We start from the raw sequence: 23,214 nt of genomic DNA on the forward strand, positions 1-23,214 counted from the left end.
CAAAACAGGATAGATTGGTATTATTGTCAACTGACTATGACACAGAGATAGGGTAAACTCTAGAGCACAAAATTAATCACCTGGTATAAAAGCGGGGTGATTAAGCTTATCTCTCTTGCGCTGAAAATCGGGAAAATACGTTTCCGTACCACCAAACAGGTGGCATATCTAACACAAAGGAAAACCGTAAAATGACACAAATCGGTATTTTTGGCGCCAATGGCCGTATGGGCCTGGCGCTGATTGAAGCAGTCCAACAGTCTCAGCATTGCCAGCTTGGTAGCGCGTTCGTCAGAGATTCCTCGCCACACCTTAACCAGTCTATTGCCACATTGCAGCCGCAAGCACCAACCGGGGCGACTTTCAGTTCTGAACAGCAACTGGACCCTGAACTGGATGTACTGATCGATTTTACCCTGCCAGAGGGCATGCTTGGTCACCTGCAACAGGCTGTGGCCAACAAAACACCTATGGTGATTGGCACAACGGGCCTGAGTGCAGAACAAATGCAGGCATTAGAAAACGCCTCTCAGTCTATTCCGATTGTTTTTGCGCGTAACTTTAGTGTCGGTGTGACGCTGATGCTGGACCTGGTGCAAACTGCCGCGGCAAAGCTGGCCGATGAAATGGACATTGAAATCTTTGAAGCCCATCACCGTAACAAAGTCGACGCCCCTTCGGGGACCGCGCTGGCGATTGGTGAAGCCATTGCCGAGGCAAAAGGCTGGGATCATGACCAGGTGGCACGCTATGACAGAACTCAGGTACATGAGGCTAAAAGTCAACAAGAAATTGGCTATTCAGTGCTCAGAGCTGGCGACATAGTTGGTGAACATACGGCTTATTTTGCCACCATGGGAGAAAGGCTGGAATTAACACATAAAGCAACATCAAGATTAACCTTCGCATCAGGTGCTGTAAGGGCTGCGCAGTGGTTAAAAGATAAGCCGAACGGACTTTATTCCATGCAAGATGTGCTTGGATTGAAGAGGTAAGCTTACTATTTTAGCGTGTTCGTTAGTAAAAGTCGTCAAAAACCTTATTTTTTTATTTTTTACGTGAATTATTAGACGAATCTAAGAAAGTGCTGTAGACTATAACGAATTTGCCAAAATTTTAATAACTGCGTGTTACCAAGCGCTTTGTAGACGGGAAGATAAGCGCTGGCTTGCTCCCGTTTTTTACTATCTAGGAGGTTAACTTGACTAAATCCGCTCTCTTAGTCCTTGAAGACGGCACTGTGTTTCGCGGTACTGCCATCGGCGCTGACGGCCTGTCCGTTGGTGAGGTAGTATTCAATACGTCTATGACGGGATATCAAGAAATTTTGACGGATCCTTCTTATGCAGAACAGATTGTGACGCTGACTTATCCGCACATCGGGAATACCGGTACTAATAGTGAGGATGAAGAAGCCGATAAAATCTGGGCTAAGGGTCTGGTAATTCGGGATTTGCCATTGCTTGCAAGTAATTTCCGTAACGAGCAATCGTTAAGTGACTACTTAAAAGCACGCAATATCCTTGGGATTGCCGATATAGATACGCGTAAGCTGACGCGTATCCTGCGTGATAAGGGCGCTCAAAATGGCTGCATCATCGCGGGCGATGAAATTGATGAGCAGCAGGCACTGGAAGCGGCAAAAGCGTTCCCAGGCCTTAAAGGGATGGATTTAGCGAAAGTCGTAACAACAGAACAGACTTACGAGTGGCGTGAAGGGAGCTGGACTTTAGGTCAGGGCTTCCAGACTCTGAGTTCTGAGGAAGAAAAATTTCATGTTGTTGCGTATGATTTTGGTGTGAAAAAGAACATTCTTCGCATGTTAGTAGACCGTGGCTGTAAACTAACTGTAGTACCAGCAGAAACCTCCGCTGCAGAAGTACTGGCGATGAATCCAGACGGTATCTTCCTGTCTAATGGCCCTGGCGACCCAGCGCCTTGTACTTATGCAATCGATGCGATTAAAGCCTTCTTAGAAACTGATACGCCTATCTTTGGCATTTGTTTGGGCCATCAGTTACTGGCGCTGGCATCCGGTGCACAAACGGTGAAGATGAAATTCGGTCACCACGGTGGTAACCACCCGGTGAAAGACCTGGACCGTGACGTGGTAATGATCACTGCACAGAACCATGGTTTCGCAGCGGACGAGGCTACTTTGCCAGATAACCTGCGTGCAACGCATAAGTCGTTGTTCGACGGAACCCTGCAGGGCATTCATCGTACCGACAAGCCGGCCTTTAGCTTCCAGGGTCACCCAGAAGCGAGCCCGGGTCCGCACGATGCAGCACCGCTGTTCGACCACTTCATTGAATTAATGCAAGCACGTAAAGCCTAATTAGAACCGGAGTAACAATGCCAAAACGTACCGACTTAAACAGCATACTGATCCTGGGCGCAGGCCCAATCGTCATCGGCCAAGCCTGTGAGTTTGACTACTCTGGTGCTCAGGCGTGTAAAGCGCTAAGAGAAGAGGGCTACCGGGTTATTCTGGTGAACTCAAACCCGGCAACCATCATGACTGACCCGGAAATGGCCGATGCGACATACATCGAGCCAATTCACTGGGAAGTGGTTGAAAAAATCATTGAAAAAGAAAAGCCAGATGCAGTACTACCCACTATGGGTGGTCAGACAGCCCTAAACTGTGCGCTTGACCTGGACAAGCATGGCGTACTGGCTAAACACGGTGTTGAGCTGATCGGTGCAACCGCAGATGCCATCGACAAAGCAGAAAATCGTGAACGCTTCGACGCGGCAATGAAAAACATCGGCCTTGAGTGTCCTCGCGCAGAGATCGCCCACTCAATGGATGAAGCGCACGACGTACTGTCGCGCATCGGCTTCCCGTGTATCATTCGTCCTTCTTTCACTATGGGTGGTACCGGTGGTGGTGTTGCCTATAACATGGAAGAGTTCGATGAAATTTGTACCCGTGGTCTTGATTTGTCTCCAACCAACGAGCTACTGATCGACGAAAGCTTACTGGGCTGGAAAGAATACGAAATGGAAGTGGTGCGTGACAAAAACGACAACTGCATCATTGTGTGTTCTATCGAAAACTTCGACCCTATGGGTGTTCACACGGGCGACTCAATCACAGTGGCACCGGCACAAACCCTGACAGACAAAGAATATCAGCTTATGCGTAACGCCTCGATGGCGGTACTGCGTGAGATTGGCGTAGAAACCGGTGGTTCAAACGTTCAGTTCGGTGTTAACCCGGATGATGGCCGTATGGTTATCATTGAAATGAACCCGCGTGTATCGCGCTCATCAGCACTGGCCTCAAAAGCAACCGGTTTCCCGATCGCTAAAATTGCGGCTAAGCTGGCAGTGGGTTATACCCTGGACGAGCTACAAAATGACATCACAGGCGGTGCAACCCCTGCGTCATTCGAGCCGTCAATCGATTACGTTGTGACTAAGATCCCACGCTTTAACTTTGAGAAGTTTGCCGGCGCTAACGACCGTCTGACTACCCAGATGAAGTCAGTGGGTGAGGTGATGGCCATTGGTCGTAACCAGCAAGAATCACTACAAAAAGCACTGCGTGGTCTGGAAGTGGGCGCAACAGGTCTTAACCCAATTGTGGCACTGGACGACCCGAAAGCCAAAGAAACCATCATTCGCGAACTACGTGAGCCAGGCGCTGAGCGTATCTGGTACATTGCTGATGCAATGCGTCACGGCATGAGCGTGGAAGAAGTGTTCGAGCTGACCAAAGTTGACCGCTGGTACCTGGTTCAGATTGAAGACATTCTGAAAGACGAAGCCACCATCGCTGAAGTGGGCATGGCTGGTCTGAATAAAGACTTCCTGCGCCGCCTGAAGCGTAAAGGTTTCTCAGATCCGCGTATCGCAGAAATTGCCGGTGTATCTGAAAAAGAAATTCGTAAGAAACGTCACCAGCTGGATATCCTGCCAGTTTATAAGCGTGTTGATACCTGTGCTGCAGAATTTAGCTCAGATACCGCTTACATGTATTCATCTTACGATGAAGAGTGTGAAGCCGCACCGTCTGACAAAGATAAAATCATGGTGATCGGTGGTGGTCCTAACCGTATCGGTCAGGGCATCGAATTCGATTACTGTTGTGTACACGCCGCGTTGGCAATGCGTGAAGACGGCTACGAGACCATCATGGTTAACTGTAACCCTGAAACGGTTTCAACTGACTACGATACCTCAGATCGTCTGTTCTTCGAGCCAATCACATTGGAAGATGTGCTTGAAATCGTGCGCGTTGAAAAGCCAAAAGGGGTAATCGTTCAGTACGGTGGTCAAACACCACTGAAACTGGCCCGCGACCTTGAAGCGAACGGCGTGCCAGTAATTGGTACTTCACCAGACGCGATTGACCGTGCCGAAGACCGTGAGCGCTTCCAGCAGCTGGTAGAGCGTCTTGACCTGCTTCAGCCTGAAAACGCAACGGTTACGTCACTGGAAGAAGCGGTGGCAAAATCTCAGGAAATCGGCTTCCCGCTGGTTGTACGTCCTTCTTATGTACTGGGTGGCCGTGCGATGGAAATCGTGTATGACGAAGATGACCTGCGTCGTTACATGACCGAAGCGGTATCTGTGTCTAACGAAGCGCCAGTTCTGCTGGACCGCTTCCTGGATGACGCCATCGAAGTAGACGTTGATGCGATCTGTGACGGCGAAAACGTCATCATTGGTGGCATCATGGAGCACATTGAGCAAGCCGGTGTACACTCAGGTGACTCTGCCTGTTCACTGCCTGCACACTCACTGTCGCAGGACATTCAGGACGTAATGCGCAAGCAAGTGCGCGACATGGCACTGGAGCTGGGCGTGGTTGGTCTGATGAATACTCAGTTCGCGGTAAAAGACGGTCAGGTTTACCTGATTGAAGTGAACCCGCGTGCTGCGCGTACCGTGCCGTTTGTTTCTAAAGCGACCGGTGTTGCACTGGCAAAAGTGGCGGCGCGTTGTATGGTTGGCCAGTCATTGGAAAGCCAGGGTGTGACGAAAGAAGTTATCCCGCCTTACTACAGCGTAAAAGAAGTGGTACTGCCATTTGCTAAGTTCCAGGGTGTTGACCCAATGCGTGGTCCTGAGATGCGCTCTACCGGTGAGGTAATGGGTGTTGGTGAAAACTTCGCCGAAGCCTTCGCAAAAGCGCAATTAGGTGCATCAAACGCTTTACCACGTGGTGGTCGCGCGCTACTATCTGTTCGCAATGGTGACAAGGCACGTGTTGTAGAGCTGGCTAAGACCATGAAAGCCATTGGCTTTGAGCTGGATGCAACCAAAGGTACAGCACAAGCTCTGGAAGACGCCGGCATCGAAGTACGTCGCGTAAACAAGGTATTTGAAGGTCGTCCACACATTCTTGACCGCATCAAGAACGGTGAGTACAGCTACATTGTGAATACCACAGAAGGCCGTCAGGCCATCGAAGATTCGAAGGTGTTACGTCGTGGTGCACTTCAGCATAAAACTAACTACACCACTACGCTCAACGCAGCGTTTGCAAACTGTACAGCCAATGAGGCTGACGACAGAAGTTCTGTAAACTCTGTTCAGGAGCTACACCAGCGTTTGAACTAAGAAGAACAAGGCCAGGGCGCAAGCCCTGGCAATGAGTGAGATACTATGCAATCAATTCCGATGACAGTACGAGGCGAAGAAATGCTTCGTGAAGAACTGAACCACTTAAAGAAAGTCGTCCGTCCTAAGATCGTTGCCGACATCGCGGAAGCGCGTGAGCACGGCGATCTGAAAGAAAACGCCGAGTACCACGCTGCACGTGAGCAGCAGGGATTCTGCGAAGGCCGCATCCAGGAAATTGAAGCCAAACTGTCTACATCACAGGTTATTGACGTCACTAAAATGGCAAACAATGGCAAAGTGATCTTCGGCAGCACGGTGACCATAGTCAATGTTGATACAGACGAGGAAGTGACCTACAAGATCGTAGGTGACGACGAGGCAGACATTAAAAACAATCTGATCTCGGTTAACTCGCCCATTGCACGTGGTCTGATCGGAAAAGAACTGGATGATTCAGTGACCATTCAAACTCCAAACGGTAGCGTTGAATACGACATCATCGAAGTTGAATATGTCTAGATTTGTCTAACCTATAGCACCAAAAACCCGACCCAGTGTCGGGTTTTTTATTGCCCACTCCTTAACCTTGTGCCAGATCAAAGAGCCGCAAAAGCAGCGCGTTATGATGAGTTTAACAAAGGAGAACATCATGACTGCTGACCAATTAACGAGTTTTCTCAAATCCAAACAAAATGAACTGAGTCAACGGATAGCCGCCATTGAAGCCGATTTCAGAAAGGGCCGGTCGGCCAACTTTGCAGAGCAAAACACCGAGCGTGAAAACGACGATGTACTGGATGAAATTCATCAGGAAGCGAAGCAAGAACTGGTGATGGTCAATCACGCGATACTGCGAATAGAGCAGGGCACCTATGGCCTGTGTCAGCACTGTGAAGAACAAATCAATCCGGAGCGTTTAAACGCTCTGCCTTACACAACGACTTGTATTAAATGCGCTAAATAGAAAGGACCGTATTATGACAATTGAAAAACATGATCTGCACCACGAATTTCCGGAATATAAAGACGAGATCCACCACCTGAAAATGAACGACGCGCACTTCGCTCGTCTGTTCAAGGAGTACCACGAGTGCGATCATGAAGTACATCGCATTGAAACCGGCGCAGAAAACACCTCTGACGACTATCTTGAGTCACTGAAAAAACAGCGCCTGCACCTAAAAGATCAGCTGTTTTCTATTATTAAGAAAGCGCAGACTGTTGCTTAAGTCTTAACTTGAATAAGACTTAACTTGAACTGTCAGATTTGGCTAGTACAGCTTAATCTGACAGTTTTTTGTGTGTGTTGAAGGCCAAAGTTATGCTGTTTTTATACAAAGAGCCTGATTTCGTCCTGTAACATTATTACTCGCCGGTTTGGGGTAAGGTGACAAAGTGGTATTTAACACTGTAATATCTTTCTGTTTACATTGGCGGTTATTAGTGGAATTATGAAGGTATGTAATATGAGCCGCTTTGGTGTGTTTTGAACTACCAAAGTGGCGCAGAATAAGTTGTTATGTGAACAACGAGGTTAACAATGGAATCGAACCCTCATTGGAAATATTTTCTAGCTCTCGATGAAGATTTTTCTCAATTGTCGAGGTTTGTTGAACCTTGCGAAGAGAATTTATGGCAGGTTCAACTTGGAAGTGCACCAACTTTTTCATTATAGATTTCAAATGGAGTTTTGTAATCAAGGCACCTCCTGGGCCTTGAGTTTAAATTATGCTCTATTTCTTGAATCTGTTTGTTGGTTACAGTTGAGAAATCAGTACCTTTTGGCAGATACCTTCGAATTAGGCTATTTATCTGCTCAACAGCTCCTTTTTCCCAACTATGGTAGGGCTGGCAAAAGTAAGAATCACACTGCAATGTCCCGTTTACCTTTATGTGCTGAGCATTTTCAGACCCATTATCATAAGTAATCGATTGAACAAATCCTGCGGGGTGTGAACTTAGGCGTTTTATTATTGCATTGCTTGTTACTAATGCACTCTTGGAGCTTAGCTTGGTTATATGCACTAGCCGTGTTGCTCTTTCTATGATGACATTCAGTGCCGATTTCTTGTGCTTAGATACTACGGAATCGCTCTCCCAGTGGCCTAATTGGGAGCGCTCATTTATAAATGTGGGCCGTTCCAGGATGCTTGTTTTCATTGAGCATTTTTTGTTATATCGACGTGATGGATACTTTTTTCTGCGCTTTTTGTGTTTTCTAGCCAAGCACGCTATGAGTTCAGGAGGCGAACTGTAAACGAACTGATAGATTGATTTATGGCACACATAGGGAGCTTCATTAGTAAGCTTGAGACGTCCTGATATAATCTGAGGGGACCAGCCTTTCCTGAGCTTATCTAACACATACAGCCGTGTCTCAGAAGTCTTCAGCTTTTCACGTTGAGCACGCTTACTCATCCTGGCCTTGTACATATCATGAGCTGGATTTGGATAGTATGTTGGCACGTAATAGTCATAGATATTCCTTTTGAGCTCTCTACTAATAGTGGAATGAGAGCGATTTAGTAAACGTGCAATTTCACGTATCGTTTTATCCTGATAGTGAGACCAATTAAAAATAAGCTTCCGCTCTTGATGACTCAAATGACAGTATTTTTGACCCATTTTGCACCTCCAAAATAGCTAACTTGAACTATAGTGGTGCACTTCAATTTAGAACATAGCCCACATTGAACTGTGAATGTATTGGTGGGTGTCACTCAAAAAATTAGTGTCGAAATCACAACACCTTGCCAAATAGGAAAAAAGTAGGTCTAATAATACGCATAAATAACGTTGTTCAGGCAGGGAATGAGTCACGTTGTAACGGTTTAAGTCACAAACGGTTCAGAACAGAAGTTACTCATCAAAAGCAAATCCCCATAGCATAGACCACACCAGCCGGATACGGCGTGCAGGTAGCGGCCCAGTTCAACAAACGATTATGCGTACTGCGTACGCATGAATACTAAAGCGTTATATGCCTTTAGCACCATGGATATCAACGGTGGCAGCCAAGTATGTGTGCTGGAAAACGAAGAGCGATATTGTTTTATCGTTTCCTAAGAGTTCACTAGATTAGAGTTTAAAAATGGGAAAAAAAATAATACTCGTCCACGGGCTGGGCGGTTCCGCCGACGGAACATGGGGAAGATTTCCAGAGTTCCTTGAGCAGGATGCAGACCTTGATTACAGCATTGTTTCATATGGCTATCAGTCGCCCCATATAATTAAACAATTTTATCAGCGTGCCCCCAGTATTCTGAATATAGCAAATGGCCTACTCACCGATATAAAAGCTCGGTGCGACTTGGATAACGATGAAATTATTCTTGCTGGCCATAGTTTGGGTGGCTTAGTGGTTAAAAAACTTCTCCTTCGCATGAAGGATAAAAAAATTAACCATAAAATCAGAAAAGTATGCTTTTTTGACGTTCCACATGATGGGTCAGGGTTCGCAAATGTTGGCAAGTATATTTCATTTAGAAATCGGCATCTTAAAAGTCTGTGTCGTGATTCCAGCGAACTCGATGATTTAAATGATCAGTGGGTAGATAGCGAGCTGGACAATGCTCTGGAGATTATGAGCATTGTCGCTGCAAATGACGACATTGTATCTTCTTCTAGTTCCAAGAGTATCTTCAGGCATCATCAGGTTGAAACAATTAACGATGTTGATCACGGCTCAATTGTCAAACCGAAAAGTATGGAATCATCTTCATATATTGTTTTTAAAAAATTTATTTTGGAAGAACATACTGTAAATAGGTATAAAAATACTGCCTCACGAGACCTTGAAGACTGGAAAAATGTAGAAAGAAATCATAGTTACCATTATGCGACTGATGAAAATCGAACAAAAGATTTTGAGTCGTTTGTTGCTGCTATGAATTTAGAACGAGCTGTGATTAGGCTAACAGGAGCATCTGGGTTAGGTAAGACACGCTTATTATTAGAAGCTATTGATGCATCTACTTCTATTGATGATTCCTGTGTTCTTATTTTTAATGCACCTGGTTACGACACCATCATTAAAGAAAGTATTCGAGCAATGGTTGAAGATCGTGTTCATGGCCTGGTAGTAATTGAAAATTGTAATATTGATTTGCACAACCATTTGGCCAAGGAGGTCAATAAAACAGATTGCTTGCTAAAACTTGTTACAGTTGGCTATTCAGATGAACAAGTTGATGAATCTATTCATATTCAACTTTCCCCATTGTCAGATGAGGCCATAAAGCAGGTCCTGTCCCCAATATTAGTTGGGATGGATTCGAGTGACGTTGATCGTGTAGCTCGGTTTGCTCAGGGTTATCCTCTTATGGCTACTCTAATCGCAGGGCAGTATCAGAAAGAGGGTCGATTGCTTGGTTCGATAGAAAGTAGCTCTGTCGTAAGAAAATTAATCGATGGTGACGGCGGTATAACAGATGTTGAGAAGGGAATGTTATCTGCTTGTTCCTTATTCGATGTCTTTGGTACTGCCGAAGGGACAGCCGGCGAAGAGGCCAAATATATTGCGGAAGATGTTGCAGGGTCTGACCTAAAAACATTTGACAGAGTATTAAAAATATTTACCAGTCGGCAAATCATAAATCGCGCGGGGCGGTATGCAAGACTGGTGCCTAAGCCGCTGGCACTGACACTGGCGTCAGAATGGTGGGAGGAGACGTCATATGATCGTCAAAAGCAGCTAATTGATACTCTCCCCGATTCCTTAATGCAGAGTTTTTGTACTCAGGCTTCATATCTTGATGACCAGCCGAGTGTTCAAAGATTTTCAGATCGACTATTTGGGGGGCAAAGCCCTTTTGTCCAAGCGGAGGAGCTGCTTACAGAAAGGGGTTCGAAACTCTTCCGCGCATTTGTTGAGGTGAACCCGAGTCAACGAGCGATGCTTTATACAGAGTTTTGTCTGAGTACAGTCATGAACAACTTCAGGCTATAGATGGTGATACGCGAAGAAACCTAGTATGGGCATTGGAAAAGCTATGTTTTCATGCGGATGTATTTGAAAAATCAGCATGGTGTATGTTGTTGCTGGCATCAGCTGAAAATGAAAGTTGGAGCAACAATGCAACGGGTATGTTTTCTCAGTTGTTTCGAGTGCATCTATCTGGAACGCAAGCGAAGCCTAATATTCGCTTTGATATTTTAAAGCGGGCTATTGCAGTTAATCAGACCGATGTAGATATTGTGGTTCTTGAGGCTTTAGGTCAAGCAATCAGTACTTATGGAGGCACACGAACTGTTGGGGCCGAGTATCAGGGAACTAAAGCACCGCTTGAAGAGTGGCGGCCAGAGCTATGGCAAGATATTTTTGATTTCTGGCAACAAGCTTTTGATTTAATGCTGGTTCTTTTTGAACGGGGTGATGCACAAAAAGAAAAAGTCCTGTCAGATATAGGTCATTCAATTCGGGGCTTTGTTGCTCGTGGCCGTATTGAAATGTTGGATTCGGCGATTAGGAAGGTTGTTAGTATCAATGGCTGCTATTGGCCAGAAGCTCTAGACAGTATCAAAAACACTTTTGAGTATGATTCAGAAGATATCAAGCAAGAAGCGACTGATGCGCTGAATAACTGGTTAGAGCTGCTAAGCCCCGATGAAGCAGAACTGCCCGAGAAGTTAAAGATTTTGGTAACCAATCCTCCCTGGGAGCATCATAAAGGTGAGGATGGTCACTACGTTGATGTGGCAGCAGAGAATGCGAAAGTACTTGCGACAGAACTCTCAAATAATATTGAAGAATTACTCCCTCACCTCGGCTTATTGTTACAGGGGGAGCAAAAGCAGTCCTATGCTTTTGGCCACCAACTGGCTCATGACTTAACTGATGTTGTATCGATACTTGATTTGGCCCTAGAGTGCTTAGCAGCCATTGAAAAGCCTAACTCTCGGTTAGTTTTAGGTTTATATCGAGGTTTGTTTGAGCAGTCGCAAGAGCTTTGGCAAGAGAATATCGATCGGCTAGTTGCGGATGAGAAATTGGTTCATCTTTATCCAGATTTTATACGGACGGGTGATATTAAAAAGGCACATTTAGATAATCTGCTGGAGCTCATTCAGCGAGGTGTGTTATCGCCAAATAGTGCGAACGTATTGAGTTATGGCAGTGTGACTGACAGCATTGAACCGGATGTGATGGCCAGTTTTTGCTTACAGTTAGCTGAGCTGGGCGAACAGGCAAGCTGGTCTGCGCTCAATGTGATTTATATGTATTGTTTTAGCAATAATGACAGCATCAATGAGCTAAGAGATCAGCTTAAGTATTTAGTCACAGCCGTACCTTTACATAAAGGGCAAGAGAACACCGCAACAGATACACACCATTGGCATGACATGGCTGAAAAGCTATTAAAAGAGCGAGATGAAGAGTTTGCAGTTGCGCTAACTAATCAGTTAATTGCGGCGAGTAAATTTGGCTTAAATCATGGTGATATCTGGTCTTATACCAAACCTTTAATGTTAAGCCTAATGAGCGACTATGGTGACGTAATCTGGCCGATATTTGGTGAGGCTATCGTTCGAGCTGAAGGGATGGATAAGTATTGGTTACAGCAGCTCTTAGATAGGGAAACAAGTTTGGTAGGAAATGTGCCAAGTGTACTTTCTGTTATTCCAGTTGAAAGCGTTATGGAATGGTGCTTAAAGCAACCAGATATTGGCCCAGTTTTTGTTGCCCGTTGTTTAAATGTCATCGAAACAGTTGATGAGATGCAACAGCCTTCGGCTTTGTTTATCGCCTTGCTTGAGAACTTTGGAAATGACCAACGGGTAGCGAGTGAACTGAGCGCTAATATGGGAACCCGTGGTTGGTCAGGGTCTCTAGTACCCTACCTAGAATCAGATAAAGCAGCACTAAGCCCCTTGATTGAACATGAAAATTCTAATGTAAGGCACTGGGTTAAAGATCATATTGCATATATAAACCGGCAAATAATTGAAGAGTCGAAGCGAGATGAAGAGCATGGATTTGGGCTTTATTAGTATGAGGGGAAACATTTTAAAGGCGTCATATAACAAGTTGCTGCACGCGGAAAAATTACTCGCTGCGCTCCCAATTTTCCGGTGAGCAAAGCGTTATGCACCTATTGAGGTTTAATGTTGAAATTTCACATTTCATTTTTAGTTTTGATAATTTCAGGTTGCACAATTACAACAACTGAAAAGGCAAAAGATTACCATGTTGGTATGTGGGATCTAGTTGCTGATTATTGTGACGAGACATACGAGTTAAGAGCTGATGGTACCCAAACTGTAATTAGCTACCCTGAAATAAGCACTGATACTTATACATTTAAAAGGTTTGGTGATACTGAGTTTTATGCTTGGGAATACACGGTAATCGAATATAACAATAAACCAAGCTGCAATGGTACTTTCGATACTCATTTGGGTGAACAAACGTTGGCTTTTGTAAAGTTTAAAAACAATTTTACAGAAATGCACATATATTCTTGGCCCAATGAAACTTCATACATTGGTGGTTACTTAAAAAAGCGGTAGTTTGGCCAGACAAACCGAGACATCCACTCGAAACTGGCGTGCGGAATGTACGTCGTCTACCTTTAGGTAGTGCTCAATGGATTGAGGAAAAATTGCTGACCCTTGCCAAGGTGTTTTGCATTGATGTTTGTGGCTATGCTGTTATGAGCAATCATACGCATATTGTGTTGTATGTGGATGATAAGAAAGCACAAAGGTTATCAGATAAAGCAATCGTTCTTCGCTGGCATAAGCTGTTTAAGGGCAACTGGCTGACGCACAAGTTAATTGGTGGTGATGAGCTGAGCGCATCCGAGCATAGTATGCTGGCAGCGGATATTGCTGAATTCAGATCCCGTCTTGCGAGCATCAGCTGGTTTATGCGGGTGCTCAATGAAGACATTGCCCGCAGAGCCAATAAAGAAGATGGTTGCACAGGCCGGTTTTGGGAAGGGCGATTTAAGTCACAAGCCTTGCTGGATGAAGCGGCACTGGCAGCATGCCTGGCTTATGTTGACCTGAACCCAGTCAGAGCCAAAATGGCAGAGACACCGGAAACGTCAGACTACACCAGCATTAAAAAGCGGATTGAGCATGCACAGCAAGGTAAGCAACCCAAAAGCTTACTGCGTTTTGCGGGTAACCCAAGAAAGCACATGCCCAAAGGACTGCCGTTTGAGCTGACTTATTATATCCAACTGGTGGAGTTAACAGGCCGATGCATGCGCGCAGATAAGCGGGGCTATATCAGCGATAGTCAGCCACTGCTGACACGATTGCAAATAGAGCCAGACAACTGGCTCAAACTGACTACGCAGTTTACAAAGGTCTTTCATGGTGCAGTGGGGCGAAAGCAAGCGATGACAGATTACTGTGAACATCTTCATAAAAGGCGACGAGCCAACTTGACTCAGTGCGAGCGATTACTGGGTTAACACTTTTCCTTAACTACCATCTCGATTTATCCAAGCTCAGGTTTGGGTACGTTCTCGTATTGTCAGAATCTGATTATTCTTCAGGTTTTCATGCTTAAACTTATGACTTTCACTGCTCAGAGCTTATACGGAATGCAGTATCTGGTAGTCTTGCATTTCTTTATTGATCCTGCCCACAATTGGTCTGCGAATTTACCAGTGGGTGTCACTTAAAAAATTCTTGCTACGCAGCGAGAGATGCAATGGTAGTATTTTGTGTCAACTAAGCTGATCTGGCTTTTCCGTGCCATTGGCATTGGGTTCGTCCTTATCCTTGGAGCAGATGAAAAGCATAGGCTAGGGTTGTATGACAGACAAGTTTTGGAATGTACGTCTATCAGCTCTATTTTTGTTACTTGTTTTTTTTTTCAAGTTGAGTTAGGTTGGGATTGAGAATTAACTCACAAGGATAGAAACATGAAATTAAAGCTAAAAAAGAACAAAATTAAACAGTTATGCCATGATCATGCAGTGCTTAATGGTAAGGCAACAAAAGAAGTGAATGGTGGATGGGACAATTGGGGGGCACAGGGCGTTGTCCTGTAACACATCGTGATTTTTGTGGCACAAATTGGGCTCAGTGTGCGCCATAAATATTGATGCATAAATAAGGGGCTATCCGCCCTTGGTTATGGCTATTTAAATGATTGTAACCCTCCCTATTACTATCTAGTAAATCCTCCTGAAAAACACAGACAAAAATAAAAAACAAATACACCCAGTCTTACCTGTTACTTTTACAGGTCCATATACAATTAATACAAGTGCTTCAGCAAGTAGAAAAGCGGAAAGATTCAGAAGTCAGGCTTTGCGGGTGAACAATTTAAGCTGAAATAGTCGTTATTTGATATTTTGGACACGTTTAAGCACTGCCTAAGTGCGACAGTCATCACTCGAAGTTAAGATAATGACAATTCTAACCCAGAAAGCGCTCACAATTAGCCAGATTAGAGCGTCGCTTTTTTGCAAAAGCGGACAAACAGAGACATCGCTGGAGCGTCCATATATGTCACTTAAAAAATTATTTGTCCGCGTTTACGACCTTGTTAATTGCCACTATCCGATGAATCGTCGTTACTGTAATCACTTAATTCACTAAATGCTGAAGAGTGATTAAATGTTCCTGAAGAGACTCGGCGAGGAGGTCTATTTTTTCTGTTTAAATATTCTGTTTTTCCATAGTCTCTGTATTGAGACAGAGTTCCATTGAAAATTTGTTTCGCAAAATCTAAATTTTTATCAGATATTTTTGCTCGGGACAAAGCGTACAATATTTCTTCATCCGAATACGACTCTTTATCACCATAAGTGCTCAACCAAGGAGTTAGCTTATTCGCAATCCTTTTTAACTTCCAATTTCGTAAAGCTTTCAGAAGCATAATCTGTTCTCCCTTAGCTGAAGTTTTCGCGCATGTTACCGTGGCAATTAACGCCGCAAATAAACGGCAAAAATTAGTTGGCTAAAATTTGTGAGGTACGAACAAAGCCAACTGATTTTTGTCCGCCCTTTTTAATTTGCTTTGTTATAAGCCCTATGAACGAAGGCCATTTTGGTAATGATAATGCTCTTGGCTAGCTGTGGTAAACCCAGCAATAAAATTGGGCTGTTTACTTTTTTCAGCTAATTTTTCGGGCTTAATATTATGCATGTCATTTTCTACAGCCCAGTCAAATACACCTTGATCAAGCGGGTATTTAGTTAGTATCCCAGTTAGTGAGTTTTCTTTTATCCAACTTTCAGCTAATTCGAGTTCACTGAAAACACCGCCAGAAAAGTCTGCATTGCTTTTATTGAATATCCATACTGACTTCATTCACTAAAACTCCAAAGGGCTTATAACGCCGCAAACTGAGGAATCCCCAGATAATCATATTTAAAATCAATGTGATGGACACGCACGGCATTGTTTGATCTAATTTATTTCGCCAAAAACTAACCAGATAACAACACCATGCTTGATACCACCATCCTACACGATATGCTCAGAAAAAACTGCCCCCAAATTCACGCTCGGCGCCTTGATTCATTAATGCTGGCAACTGAGACTTTGCTCGATTGCAACCAACTATCTCTTACAGAGCTGGGTCGGAATATGAAGGGCCCTGTCGCTGCAAAACACAACATTAAACGTATGGACCGACTGCTTGGCAACACTGCCATGCATAACGACCGACTTGCTATTTACCGCTTTCATGCTCGCCTGACGTGTGGCGCTAATCCTATGCCTATCTTGCCGGTCGACTGGGCCGATGTGCGCGAGCAACTGCGGTTGATGACTTCGCGTGCTTCCGTCAGCATTCAGGGACGCTCAATGATAGTGTATGAGTGCACCTTCACGTTTGCTCAATACAACTCACCCAAGTCCCATCAGCTGTTCCTGGATGAACTTGCCAGCATCCTGCCTGATAAATGTATTCCACTCATCGTGACAGATGCTGGCTATCGAAATGCCTGGTTTCGACAGGTTGATAAAAAAGGCTGGTTCTGGCTCGGGCGGGTGCGTGGTAAAGTCACTTATCAGCATAAGAACAGCGAAGATTGGCCTGTAAATCAGGCTCTTTACCCATCAGCAACTCCTCGTGGACGTTATATTGGAGAAGTAAAACTTGGCCGAAAAAGCCCTATCAACTGCCACCTTCATTTATATAAAGCCAAACAAAAAGGCCGTACTGACAGGCGCTCTTCAAAAGCTGGCAGGCATCATACCGCACAAAAAAGTTATCGAACTGGCAGTAAAGAGCCCTGGCTATTAGCCACTAACCTGCCCGCAGAATTGTTCAAACCCAGACGTGTAGTATCACTTTACGCCAAACGTATGCAAATCGAAGAGAGCTTTCGAGACCTGAAAAGCCCCCAATACGGGATGGGTCTGCGGAACCGGCTCGATATTCTGCTATTACTCGCTTTGCTGGCGACCATTATTCTCTGGTGGATCGGCCTGTATGCCCAACACTCAAACTGGCAACGAAAGTTCCAGGCAAATACAATAAAAGACCGTGCTGTTCTGTCGACTGTCAGACTTGGCAAAGAGGTTAGGCGACGAAGCGATTATGTTATGACAGGAAAGCAACTGCGCTGGGCTATACGCGAATATGTGCGCTTGATACATCTGCTCGGGAGGCCTCAATTATGAGGGGATCCTCCAGCGCCGCAAATAAACGGCTAAAAATAGTTGGCTAAAATTTGTGAGGTACGAACAAAGCCAACTGTTTTTTGTCCGCACTTTTTAATTTGCTTTGTTAGTGTTCGTTTTTTGACTTTATTAAGAATTTTAATGCGCCATACTTAACAAATGGCGACATGACATAAGCAAGCAATACAGAATCAGCAACTAAAATCCATGTGAGAACAACCGACTTATCTTCAGAGTTACATAACTCTCTAAAGAGTATTTCAAAGCAAACCCCATCCGGTGATGACAAAATATACATTGCCACGCCGAACAAAGTTAATGCGATGAGCACTCTTTTGAACATTTCCTCTCTGAGTTGTCGGCTAGCTCTAATTCTCAACTAAAACTCCAAGAACACTAACGCCGCGTTCACCGGCTTGTCCGGTGCAACGCTTTGTTATATTTCATGCTTGCGGACCAGATAGAATCACTAGTGATTTACCGGCTGACCATTGATTCGGGCTAGCTCCAGAATTCCATCGGCCATGCCCGTCACCTATTGAACCTCCATTTTTACTTCGCCAAAGTATGGCCCTATCTAATTTCTGGGTGTTAGTGTCCAGTATAAGAAAAACTTTATCGTGCCAATTTGGGTGACCTAAAGCATCGTCGATAACATGTACGTCAAAATTAAAGTATTGGCCTTTGGTCCCTGAACTATGATCGACACTAAGAATCTCGACAACGCTCCATGGTGATTCTTGTTTAATACTCTTTATTTCATTGATCAGACTTTGCGCTTTATTTTTTGATGATTGATGAAGCTGTTCTATATCAGATAGATGCTGCTCGGCAGACAACTTTGACTGTTCAATATCTTGTAGAGCTTGAGATACTGCATGTTCATTCAAGGCTTCGCTAACTCTCTCTCCGATATTGTTTCGTTCAACGCCCCAAAATATAAGCAATAGCAAAGCTACAAAACCACATGCTGAAGGGATAATGATTTTAAGATATTTAACCTCTGTTCTGAGAGAAGAAACTTCCGCTTTTAAATCTTCCATGTGATCTCCCTTGAAATATAACGCCTCAGTTAAAAGGCAAAATTTGGTTGGCTATAATGTGAAGCGGAGCGAAACCAGCCAACTGAATTTTGTCCGCTTTTAAACTGTTTGTTATACATCGACAACTTCACAATCCCAGTTTTCTATACTTGATTTGAGCTCTGAAATGAAAATTAAAACAAAAGCCAATACGCCAAATGCAATACATAGCCAAATAGGAAACACTCTTTGAGCAATCCCAACTCCTGCTAAAGCGCCCAGAATTATAGGGGGTATCCAGTGATAGAGTGGCTTTTTGGGTGGTTTTATATATTTAAGTTTATAAAGTTTTACCATCACGCCTTCTTTGTTCAAAGAGCACTCATTTCGACCCTTAATTAAATCTTTACTCTCGAAGGCAATTTCATATTCAACACCGTCTACCATGAATTTATGATTAGATTTCAATTTGTAATTCTGGCTTTCAGAAACTAGTTTTCCATTAACAGAGACAAATTCTTTACCAGAGAAAGGACTACACTGATAAACGATTTCATTCGAGTCAACTTGAAAAATGAAAGTAGCCCCTTCTTTAAATGAAACTTCCACAAATTCATTAATTTTCATCCAGACTCCTTTAGATGTATAACAATTTATTCTACCCCAAAATGTCGGAACATAAACCGACAAAACGGGCTGTATTACATACCCTCATAGTCCCACGGGAAAAACTCAAAGTAAACAATCGGTTGCAACCTGCAAAAACACACGTGTGTGAAAATTGGACAAAACGGCACGTAATAATGTTATTGGACAATAGTCAAAATACTGTCTATACATCCAGTGTCACCTTACCAAATGGAACGTTCATGAAATCACCTTTTCTGCTCATGCTTGCCAAATGCGCCCTCGAGGCCCAGTAGACTATTCGAGTGTGGTGCTTGGAGTCTTTTACATCCTTCATTCTTGTTAACGGTCTCCCAATAGAGAAACCGACATTCAATCGAACTACTGTAAATGAAGGCTTTAATTGCAGCTACAGCCTGGTTCTCACTTTACCCCAAATCGGTAAAATACATGGATTTGATGGCTCTATTATCCATACAAGTGACTCAAAAGGATGCACTCGTCCGAGAATTAAATCGAACGTTCGCCCACCCAGGCGCACATCTACATACTTTGAAACGATTTGTCATACTCCTCTGGACCCAGCTTTGCTACACTTCCTGCATCATAGTTATCGCATATAGGAAGTATTATGTTTGCCTTAATCAAAGGGTTACTGTTTAAGTCTCTGAAACACCAGGCGGGCCGAAAGGTGGCTGATGCTGTTGTTGAAAAGTGCCTGCAGCAAGGTATGGAGTATATGCGAGGGCGTGGCGTTGAGGGACAGCGGCAGGGCAGTGACCTGGATGGATTGATTGTCGGGCTGAATAACCTGACGGCAAGGCGGCTCCCCGATGGTCAGTATCCGCTGAGACTAGAGCATCGGACTCTGATAGTCACGATTGAGCATTATGGCATAGTGTCTATCACTGAATTACAAAATAATTAACCTGCGCTGAGCGATAGGCGGCTAACACTTTCCTCAGCCGCATTATGTGCTGTTTTAGCGCGACACTCAGGTGGTAAATAGTTGCCAGGGTCTTGAGTAAGCTCAGTGGCAGCGGTCTGACTGACAAAAGTGCATCAATTCAGGCATTGGCTGTACTTAACTGGTCTTACAAGCTGAATACTGTCACAGACTTCGTCGTTACTTCCCCCTATACAGATCTGTATGGCAATGAACATTCTATCATTCACGCTTACTGGCGGTGCTACACGTTAACCATGAATCATGGGTACGCCGGCCCATAGTCCAGCGCTTTTTACTTTTGCCTCTCACCGCATTGTCATACTGCTTGGTTAACAGGTTGCTGATAACTGCAAAACTGTACAGCCAGTTTGTTGACGTTTTTGCTATATATTTTTGGTTCATTGGGTTGTTTTTCGAACAACAAGCAGGGCAAGCGCACTCTTTTTTCTGTCACATAACCGCTAACATTCTGACTTAAATGAATAAATAATGCTTAAAAGGAAAAGTAAGGAGGCATATTCAATAAAATTATATAAATTATATTGTATACATAATGAAATCGGTGTTAATAATATGTCACCTCTTATGGGGTTTGGATACACATTTTAATAAGGTTACATTATGAAAATAAAAGCAATACTCGCTGCGCTTCCCTTGCTATGCACTAGTGTGCAGGCGACGCAGCAACAAGTTGAAAGACAGTTTAAACCACTGAACGCTGCTGATTTACAGCTGGCTCATGGTGACGAAGGTCATAACCACACTGCACAAGACAATGCACCAACAGCAGCCCGTGACTCTGTAATGCATTCGCATTTGCCGGTAGAAATGCATTTGGCTTCATCACAGGTTGAGCTGGCAAGCGGGTGTAACCTGAGTGGGTTCGCCAACGCAAGTGCATCGACTATCGTGGCACAAATCACAGAGCAGGGTGCAAGTTGTGTCAATGATCTGTTCAGTGCACCTTCTGATACTCAGGTTGCCACCTTTACAACCGCAAAAATGCTGGCCGTCGCTGCGCAGGCAAAGACCTTGTCTGTGAATTATTCAGGGACTGGCAGTGCTGATCTGGAAGCGTTTTTCTTGTTTATTCGGGCCGGTTTTTACGTCGAGTTTTATAATGACTCAGTTACCTTCGACGGCAGTGTGCAAACTGCGGTTAAGGGCGCGCTGGATGCGTTTGTGGCCAATAGTCATTTCTATGACAACAACGATGCGCATGGCGAAGTACTTAGCGAAGTGATCACCACTATGGATTCTTCCGAACTTCAGCATGTTTATCTTCCAGTCGTGAAAGCCTGGTTGTCTCGCTGGAGCGAAAGCTATGCGACCAGCTGGCATATGCGTGGTGCGGTGAATGGCATATTTACCATTTTATTCCGCGGGCAGTGGAACAGCGATTTCGTTGCGCTTGTCGGTAAAGATGCAGAGCTGGTGAGTTTACTGGCTAACTTTACCAAACAAAGCTGGATGCTGGGGTCGGATGCTGAATTCATGATCATTAATGCCGGCAGAGAGCTTGCCAGGCTCAAGAATTATACAGGAACATCAATCCAGCCAGCCGTCGATACAGCCCTGAAATCTCTGTTCTCTACCTACCAGAGCTATGGCTATGGTGATGGGATCTGGCTTGGTGCCGCTGATGTTGCGACCTATTACGCGGATTGTAATGATTTCGGGATCTGTGGGTTTAAAGAGGAGCTGATTGGTAAAGCGTTGTCGCAGAGCTATCAGTGTAGCAGCACTATCCGTATTCGCTCTCAGGAGATGACTCAGGCGCAGCATTTGTCTGCCTGTGACACTATGGCGGCAGAAGAGACGCGCTTTCATGCCATGCTCGAAACCAATCAAACACCCGTCGCCGATGATAATAACACCATGCTGCAAGTTAATATCTTTAACAGCAGCGCAGATTACAAGAAATATGCGGGCCCGATATTTGGTATAAACACCGACAACGGCGGAATGTATCTGGAAGGAGATCCGAGTGTTGTAGGTAACCAGGCAAACTTCATCGCCTATGAAGCCAGCTACGCGAAGGCTGATCATTATGTGTGGAATCTGGAGCACGAGTATGTGCATTACCTGGACGGACGATTTGACCTGTACGGTGATTTTAATGCCCCAACGGAGGCCATTGTCTGGTGGAGCGAAGGGGTGGCAGAATATGTGGCCAACCTGAACGACAATCAGCGCGCTATAGATACGATAAAAGACGGCAGTACCTATCAGCTGGGTGAGATCTTTGAAACCACGTACGACGGCTTTGATCAGGACAGGATCTATCGCTGGGGTTATCTTGCTGTGCGCTTTATGGTTGAAACACACAAAGATGAAGTGAATGCCATGCTGGGAGAAACCCGGGTCGGTAACTGGAGTGCTTATAAGGCGCGCATGAATAACTGGGCTGCGCAATATGGCAACGAGTTTACCCGGTGGACGCAACAACTGGCAGGCGACACAAACCAGGCGCCGACAGCGGTTATAAATGGTCCATATCAGGGCACAGCCGGCGCATCTGTGCGTTTTAGCAGTCAGGGCAGTTCAGATCCGGAAGGACAGTCGCTAAGCTATGCATGGCAGTTTGGAGATGGCGCGCAAAGCACACAAGCGGATCCAGTTCATACTTACCAGGATGCCGGTAGCTACACAGTAACACTCACTGTGACTGACAGTCAGGGTCTGGCACATCAGGTGACAACGCAGGCAACGATCAGTGCAGATCAGGGGATTGTTGAGTTACAAAATGGTAAGGCTGTGCGTGTTGCCGGTGCCCAGGATGAACTGACATACTTTAAAATTCAGCTTCCAGCAGGTGCAACGAACCTGACCGTCAGTACCAGTGATGGCAGCGGAGATGTTGACTTATATCTGCGTCATGCGGAGCAACCTACGCTGGACACCTACGATTGTCGGCCTTATGTTGGCGGCAATGCAGAGCGATGTGACGTTGCGACACCAAAAGCTGGTGAATATTACATTATGCTCAGAGGCTACAATGCATATGCCGACGTTAACCTGATTGCCAGTTACACCGCGCCGGTAGCGGCTTTACCTGATACCTGTGTGACTCAGGGAAGCGTGTCTGGTGGGCGGCTGTCAGACGGCGTTGCTGTGTGTATGGGCAGTCAGGATCCAATGTGGTTTAGTCTGGAAAACGTCAGTGGCCAGCAGAGCATTCGAATCGAAACAGCCCATGGTAACGGTGATCTGACACTGGAGTACAGTAATCAGGGGTGGCCAAACGACAATAATGTGGAGGCCGGATCTTATCGGGCAGGTAACAGTGAGTGTATTAACCTAAGTGATCAAAGCCAGTATTGGGGATACCTTAAGGTCAGTGGCGCGCCTGTCGGTGCGACTGTGCAAGTGACCTATAACGATGGATGGTGCAACTAAATCGTTAAGCGTATTTAACCAATGTGCTTGAAGGTTGGGGAGAA

20 protein-coding genes are annotated in these 23,214 nt (G+C 44.9%); 15 read left to right on the forward strand and 5 right to left on the reverse strand.

The window, feature by feature from the left end; genetic code table 11:
• Positions 1 to 191 precede the first annotated feature (191 nt).
• From dapB to ELR70_RS13815, 6 genes are all read left to right on the forward strand, one after another.
• Positions 192 to 995 carry a 4-hydroxy-tetrahydrodipicolinate reductase gene (gene dapB / locus ELR70_RS13790; protein WP_054017178.1) on the forward strand — a complete coding sequence of 268 codons (804 nt, stop codon included), beginning with the start codon at positions 192 to 194 and terminating at the stop codon, positions 993 to 995.
• Positions 996 to 1,201: 206 nt separating this feature from the next.
• On the forward strand, positions 1,202 to 2,338 hold the full coding sequence (carA, locus tag ELR70_RS13795) for a glutamine-hydrolyzing carbamoyl-phosphate synthase small subunit (protein WP_054017179.1): 1,137 nt from the start codon (positions 1,202 to 1,204) through the stop codon (positions 2,336 to 2,338).
• Positions 2,339 to 2,355: 17 nt separating this feature from the next.
• Complete coding sequence (carB, locus tag ELR70_RS13800) at positions 2,356 to 5,574, forward strand: carbamoyl-phosphate synthase large subunit (RefSeq protein ID WP_054017180.1); 3,219 nt, start codon at positions 2,356 to 2,358, stop codon at positions 5,572 to 5,574.
• A 45-nt stretch (positions 5,575 to 5,619) separates the two neighbouring features.
• Positions 5,620 to 6,096, forward strand: coding sequence for a transcription elongation factor GreA (greA, locus tag ELR70_RS13805; RefSeq protein ID WP_046003103.1), 477 nt, complete (start codon positions 5,620 to 5,622; stop codon positions 6,094 to 6,096).
• Between the two features lie 130 nt (positions 6,097 to 6,226).
• Positions 6,227 to 6,541, forward strand: a complete 315-nt coding sequence (locus tag ELR70_RS13810; RefSeq protein ID WP_054017181.1) for a TraR/DksA C4-type zinc finger protein — start codon at positions 6,227 to 6,229, stop codon at positions 6,539 to 6,541.
• A gap of 13 nt (positions 6,542 to 6,554) precedes the next feature.
• On the forward strand, positions 6,555 to 6,806 hold the full coding sequence (locus ELR70_RS13815) for a YdcH family protein (RefSeq protein WP_046003101.1): 252 nt from the start codon (positions 6,555 to 6,557) through the stop codon (positions 6,804 to 6,806).
• A gap of 412 nt (positions 6,807 to 7,218) precedes the next feature.
• Here ELR70_RS13815 and ELR70_RS13820 read toward each other — a convergent pair whose 3' ends face one another.
• The gene (locus tag ELR70_RS13820) at positions 7,219 to 8,202 is read right to left on the reverse strand and encodes an IS30 family transposase (RefSeq protein WP_128064602.1); all 984 of its coding nucleotides are present in this window, start codon (positions 8,200 to 8,202) and stop codon (positions 7,219 to 7,221) included.
• Between the two features lie 466 nt (positions 8,203 to 8,668).
• Between ELR70_RS13820 and ELR70_RS13825 the strand changes: the two genes are divergently transcribed.
• The 5 genes from ELR70_RS13825 to ELR70_RS25705 all read left to right on the forward strand — a co-directional run bounded on the left by ELR70_RS13825 (position 8,669) and on the right by ELR70_RS25705 (position 14,585).
• A complete protein-coding gene (locus ELR70_RS13825) occupies positions 8,669 to 10,525 on the forward strand; it encodes an alpha/beta hydrolase (protein ID WP_128064603.1) in 1,857 nt (618 codons plus the stop codon).
• Positions 10,489 to 12,567 (forward strand): hypothetical protein, encoded by a 2,079-nt coding sequence (locus ELR70_RS13830; RefSeq protein ID WP_128064604.1) that lies wholly within the window; start codon positions 10,489 to 10,491, stop codon positions 12,565 to 12,567. The genes ELR70_RS13825 and ELR70_RS13830 overlap by 37 nt, the downstream gene beginning before the upstream one ends.
• Before the next feature lie 114 nt (positions 12,568 to 12,681).
• Positions 12,682 to 13,086: a hypothetical protein gene (locus tag ELR70_RS13835; RefSeq protein ID WP_054015276.1), complete on the forward strand. Its 405-nt coding sequence runs from the start codon at positions 12,682 to 12,684 to the stop codon at positions 13,084 to 13,086.
• A gap of 38 nt (positions 13,087 to 13,124) precedes the next feature.
• Positions 13,125 to 14,000 carry a transposase gene (locus tag ELR70_RS13840; RefSeq protein WP_235577084.1) on the forward strand — a complete coding sequence of 292 codons (876 nt, stop codon included), beginning with the start codon at positions 13,125 to 13,127 and terminating at the stop codon, positions 13,998 to 14,000.
• 456 nt (positions 14,001 to 14,456) lie between these two features.
• Positions 14,457 to 14,585 (forward strand): hypothetical protein, encoded by a 129-nt coding sequence (locus ELR70_RS25705; protein WP_277749879.1) that lies wholly within the window; start codon positions 14,457 to 14,459, stop codon positions 14,583 to 14,585.
• Positions 14,586 to 15,085: 500 nt separating this feature from the next.
• Here ELR70_RS25705 and ELR70_RS13850 read toward each other — a convergent pair whose 3' ends face one another.
• Positions 15,086 to 15,418 carry a hypothetical protein gene (locus tag ELR70_RS13850; RefSeq protein ID WP_054015275.1) on the reverse strand — a complete coding sequence of 111 codons (333 nt, stop codon included), beginning with the start codon at positions 15,416 to 15,418 and terminating at the stop codon, positions 15,086 to 15,088.
• Positions 15,419 to 15,571: 153 nt separating this feature from the next.
• A complete protein-coding gene (locus tag ELR70_RS13855; protein WP_054015274.1) occupies positions 15,572 to 15,853 on the reverse strand; it encodes a hypothetical protein in 282 nt (93 codons plus the stop codon).
• A gap of 138 nt (positions 15,854 to 15,991) precedes the next feature.
• On the opposite strand from ELR70_RS13855, the gene ELR70_RS13860 reads away from it, so the two are divergent.
• Positions 15,992 to 17,173, forward strand: a complete 1,182-nt coding sequence (locus ELR70_RS13860; protein WP_054015273.1) for an IS4 family transposase — start codon at positions 15,992 to 15,994, stop codon at positions 17,171 to 17,173.
• A gap of 443 nt (positions 17,174 to 17,616) precedes the next feature.
• On the opposite strand, the gene ELR70_RS13865 is transcribed toward ELR70_RS13860, so the two are convergent.
• Both ELR70_RS13865 and ELR70_RS13870 read right to left on the reverse strand, forming a co-directional pair.
• Positions 17,617 to 18,216 (reverse strand): hypothetical protein, encoded by a 600-nt coding sequence (locus ELR70_RS13865; RefSeq protein ID WP_054015271.1) that lies wholly within the window; start codon positions 18,214 to 18,216, stop codon positions 17,617 to 17,619.
• A gap of 111 nt (positions 18,217 to 18,327) precedes the next feature.
• The gene (locus tag ELR70_RS13870; RefSeq protein WP_054015270.1) at positions 18,328 to 18,822 is read right to left on the reverse strand and encodes a hypothetical protein; all 495 of its coding nucleotides are present in this window, start codon (positions 18,820 to 18,822) and stop codon (positions 18,328 to 18,330) included.
• A 631-nt stretch (positions 18,823 to 19,453) separates the two neighbouring features.
• On the opposite strand from ELR70_RS13870, the gene ELR70_RS13875 reads away from it, so the two are divergent.
• The 3 genes from ELR70_RS13875 (at position 19,454) to ELR70_RS13885 (ending at position 23,170) form a co-directional block, all read left to right on the forward strand.
• The gene (locus ELR70_RS13875) at positions 19,454 to 19,750 is read left to right on the forward strand and encodes a hypothetical protein (RefSeq protein WP_054015269.1); all 297 of its coding nucleotides are present in this window, start codon (positions 19,454 to 19,456) and stop codon (positions 19,748 to 19,750) included.
• A 92-nt stretch (positions 19,751 to 19,842) separates the two neighbouring features.
• The gene (locus ELR70_RS13880) at positions 19,843 to 20,052 is read left to right on the forward strand and encodes a hypothetical protein (RefSeq protein ID WP_128064605.1); all 210 of its coding nucleotides are present in this window, start codon (positions 19,843 to 19,845) and stop codon (positions 20,050 to 20,052) included.
• Positions 20,053 to 20,392: 340 nt separating this feature from the next.
• Positions 20,393 to 23,170 (forward strand): collagenase, encoded by a 2,778-nt coding sequence (locus ELR70_RS13885; RefSeq protein WP_054015267.1) that lies wholly within the window; start codon positions 20,393 to 20,395, stop codon positions 23,168 to 23,170.
• Positions 23,171 to 23,214 lie beyond the last annotated feature (44 nt).

The sequence above is a fragment of the Pseudoalteromonas sp. R3 genome (assembly GCF_004014715.1).
Lineage (GTDB): Bacteria > Pseudomonadota > Gammaproteobacteria > Enterobacterales > Alteromonadaceae > Pseudoalteromonas.